Annotated in this window: 4 protein-coding genes; 3 read left to right on the top strand and 1 reads right to left on the bottom strand. The window is 62.6% G+C overall.

Going from position 1 to position 3,585, the window contains the following annotated elements; all coding sequences use genetic code 11:
* On the bottom strand, nucleotides 1-444 hold a 444-nt coding region (locus tag HLUSI_RS28715), incomplete at its 3' end, for an aldose epimerase family protein (RefSeq protein WP_016834586.1).
* Between the two features lie 138 nt (nucleotides 445-582).
* Between HLUSI_RS28715 and HLUSI_RS0114135 the strand changes: the two genes are divergently transcribed.
* From HLUSI_RS0114135 to HLUSI_RS0114125, 3 genes are all read left to right on the top strand, one after another.
* Nucleotides 583-1,854 (top strand): E22 family MetX-like putative esterase, encoded by a 1,272-nt coding sequence (locus tag HLUSI_RS0114135; RefSeq protein WP_016834585.1) that lies wholly within the window; start codon nucleotides 583-585, stop codon nucleotides 1,852-1,854.
* Nucleotides 1,855-1,987: 133 nt separating this feature from the next.
* Complete coding sequence (locus tag HLUSI_RS0114130; RefSeq protein ID WP_016834584.1) at nucleotides 1,988-2,200, top strand: hypothetical protein; 213 nt, start codon at nucleotides 1,988-1,990, stop codon at nucleotides 2,198-2,200.
* 211 nt (nucleotides 2,201-2,411) lie between these two features.
* A partial coding sequence (locus tag HLUSI_RS0114125; protein WP_016834583.1) for a M20/M25/M40 family metallo-hydrolase occupies nucleotides 2,412-3,585 on the top strand: 1,174 nt, incomplete at its 3' end.

Genomic DNA, 3,585 nt, shown 5'->3' with positions numbered 1-3,585 from the left:
GCCCCGCGTGGCGCCGGTGTTGGTGACGTTGAACGCGATGCTGACCCAGCCGGCGCCGAGCTCGATCTGCAGTTGCAAGGCGAAGCTGTGCGGCCATAGTGCGCGCGTGGCGTCCGAATCCGACAGCGACAGGCGTGCACAGGCGACGTCCTGGTCGGCGCCGCTCAATATGTCGCCATCGACTTGCCAGACCAGGTTGCGCACCAGGCCGTGCTTGGGCAACGCGCCGCGTCCGGAAAATTGCGGGAAGCAGACCGGCACGCCGCCGCGGATGGAAGCACCGGCTTTGAGCGACGGCTCGGGTGTGCAATACAAGTGTTCGCGGCCGTCGGCGCTTTGCCACGACAGCAATTGAGCGCCATACAGGCTGATGACGGCGCTGTCGCCGTGGGCATTGTGTAATTGAAGCAGGCCGGCGACGTCGGGAAGTTTGGCGGTAGGCAAGGGAAGTCTCCGTAATGAAAGCATGAGTGCAAGCCCGTATTTTTACACATGGGTGGTTGTGACGTGCCGGAGCTTGTCGTAAAGTGGCTGCTCCGCATTGCCGGACCCCGCACAATCAAACAATCCGGAGACGACTTCATGACCCTTGTTCGCCGCGCGTTCTGCTCATTGACGTTTTTTGTTGCGCTGTCAGCCTTTTCCGGCGCGGCCTTTTCCACGCAGCAATTGCAAGCACGACAACCGCAGCCGCCGCTGTCGCAATCGCCGCAGCCGCCGCAAGTGCAAGCGGCGCACAGTCCGGCGCCGTTGCCGCTGGTGACCAAACAGGTTTTCACGCTGCCGTCCTACACCACCGTCGGCGGCCAGGAAATCCGCAACGTGCGCGTCGGCTATGAAACCTACGGCAAGTTGAACGAGGTCGGCGACAACGCCATCTTCGTCGCGCACTTCTATTCGGGCACTTCGCACGCCGCCGGAAAATACAAGGACAGCGACGCCGCGCCCGGTTACTGGGACAGTCTGATTGGCCCCGGCAAGGCGATCGACACCGACAAGTATTTCGTGATCAGCGCCGACACGCTGGTCAACATCAACACCAAGGACCCGATGGTGACCACCACCGGTCCGGCGTCCATCAACGCCGCCACCGGCAAGCCCTACGGCATGAGCTTCCCGGTGGTGGCGATGCGCGATTCGGTACGCGTGCACAAGCAACTGCTCGACAAGCTCGGCGTGCGCCAGCTGGTGGCGGCGGTGGGTGCGTCGGGCGGCTCCATCCAGGCGATGGAATGGGCGGCGCTGTATCCGGATTTCGTCAAGCGTGTGGTGCATGTCATCGGTCCTGGATTCGACATCAGTCCTTACGTGATCAGCCTGCTTGACGTCTGGTCGCTGCCGGTGCGGCTCGATCCGAAATGGCGGCAGGGGGATTACTACGGTAGCGGTGATCCGGACGACGGCGTGGCCGCCGCGCTCAAGGTGGTGACGGTGCAGACGCGTCACTGGGACTGGGCGCAAGCCGCGTTCGGCTACGCCCCGGCCGATGCCGCCAAGCCGCCCGGCGCCGCCATGGGCAACCAGTTCAAGATCGAGGCGGTGCTGGAAGCCGGCGCCCGCGCACGCGCCAGGGTGGCCGACGGCAACAGCATCATCTACATGTCGAAGGCGAACCAGCTGTACCACCTCAGCGACGACGAGGTCAAAGGCATCAAGGCCAAGATCCTGTTCATCCCGAGTTCGACCGACCTGGTGTTCCCGCTCAAACTGTCATCGGAGGCGCTGCAGCGCTTCAAGAAACTGGGCGGGCGCGGCACGCTGTATCTGCTGCAGGGACCGGGCGGCCATCTGGAAGGCGTGCTCAATATCGACAAGGCGGCCGGCATGATCGAACGCTTCATCAACACGCCTTGATCCTGACGATCTTCAGGTTTACAAATCTTTAAATGGTTTTACCTGGAATGACGCCTGCGCGGGTTCCGGTCCGCGCAGCGAATGGCTATGCTGAATGCAGAAAAAATCATCAACAACCTGCAGGGAGCCAGCCATGAGCATTTCATCAGTCACCTCGTCCTACAGCAACGCCATTTACGACAACGTCGTTGCGCCCGTAAAAAACGCCGTCGCCAAAGTCGGCGATGAAATCAGCGGCACCGTCGACACCGCAGTCGACGCCGTCAAGTCCGCCGCGCACACCGTGGTCGATGAAGTGTCGGACGGTTTCAAGGCGATCGGCAGCATCATCGATACATCAGCTTGAATACCTCGGCCTGAATACTTCCGACTGAGCACGGATGCGCAGCGATGGTAGTTGATGCGCATCCGTGAATTATTTTCAATGCGGCAAAAGCGGCGATTTCTGTATGATGTGGCATCCATTGCCAAGAGGAAATCCCGTGAAAAATCTCTCCCGCCGTTCGTTGCCTCGTTCGCTGTCTCTCTCCTTGTCCGCTGCCTGTATCGCCGCAGCGATGCTGTGCTCCGCACCGCTGCAAGCCGCTGAAGTCAGCGTCGCGCAAACCGCTGCCGCCGCCAAAGGCACGTTCAAGGAATGGGTCGAAGCGATTGCCATCCCCAACGATTCCATCGTCGCGGCCGACATCCAGCGCAACACTGCCTGGTTCGAGCAGGCGTTCCAGCGTCGCGGTTTCCGCACGCGCCAACTGGCCAACGACGGCAAGCCGATGCTGTTCGCCGAACTGCCGGGCAACAAGGCAGGCGCCACTACGGTGCTGTTTTATGCCCACCTCGACGGCCAGGCGGTGACGCCGTCCGAGTGGCAGCAGGAAAGCCCGTGGAAGCCGACGCTCAAGCAACGCAACGCCGCCGGCCAGTGGGAAGCGCTGCCGATCGAGCAACTCTACGGCGCCAATCCGAATCCGGAATGGCGCTTGTTCGGCCGTGCAGCGGCTGACGACAAGGCGCCGATCCTGATGATGCTGGCTGCCTTCGATGCGCTGAAGGCGAGCGGCGTGACGCCGTCGGTCAACGTCAAGATCATCCTCGATGCGGAAGAAGAAAAGGGTTCGCCCTCGCTGGGCAAGGTGATCGACCAGAACCAGGCGCTGCTCAAGGCCGACCTGCTGGTGGTGCTGGACGGCCCGATGCACGCCAGCAATTTGCCGACGCTGGTGTTCGGCAATCGCGGCGTCGCCCAAGCCACATTGAAGGTGTTCGGCCCGCGCCAGGACAGCCATAGCGGCCACTACGGCAACTACGCCGCCAATCCGGCGCAGACCATGGCGCGCCTGCTGGCGTCGATGAAGGATGAAGACGGCCGCGTGACGGTTGCCGGCTACTACGACGCCGTCAAGCTCGACGACGAATCGCGCCGCGTCATGCGCGCGGTGCCCGACGATGAAGTCGCGCTGCGCAAGCGCCTCGGCATCGCTCAGGCCGAGAAGGTCGGACAGAATTACCAGGAAGCGATGCAGTATCCGACGCTCAACGTGCGCGGCATGCAGGCTGCCGATGTCGGCGCCAAGGCGCGCACCATCGTGCCGGGCGAAGCGATCGCCGAGCTCGATCTGCGCACCGTGCCCGAGACCGATCCGCAAGTGCTGCTCGGCCTGGTCAAGGCGCATATCGAGAAGCAGGGTTTTCACCTCGTCAACGGTCAGCCCACCGACGATGAGCGCGCGCGCT

The sequence above is a fragment of the Herbaspirillum lusitanum P6-12 genome, assembly GCF_000256565.1.
GTDB lineage: Bacteria > Pseudomonadota > Gammaproteobacteria > Burkholderiales > Burkholderiaceae_D > Herbaspirillum > Herbaspirillum lusitanum.
The sequence above is the reverse complement of the archived record's forward strand: the minus strand, read 5'-3'. Positions and strand labels throughout refer to the sequence as shown.

Bases quoted from the DNA above. Each gene is read 5' to 3' on its own strand.
- HLUSI_RS0114135 (WP_016834585.1), top strand. From the start codon at position 583: ATGACCCTTGTTCGCCGCGCGTTCTGCTCATTGACGTTTTTTGTTGCG.
- HLUSI_RS0114130 (WP_016834584.1), top strand. From the start codon at position 1,988: ATGAGCATTTCATCAGTCACCTCGTCCTACAGCAACGCCATTTACGAC.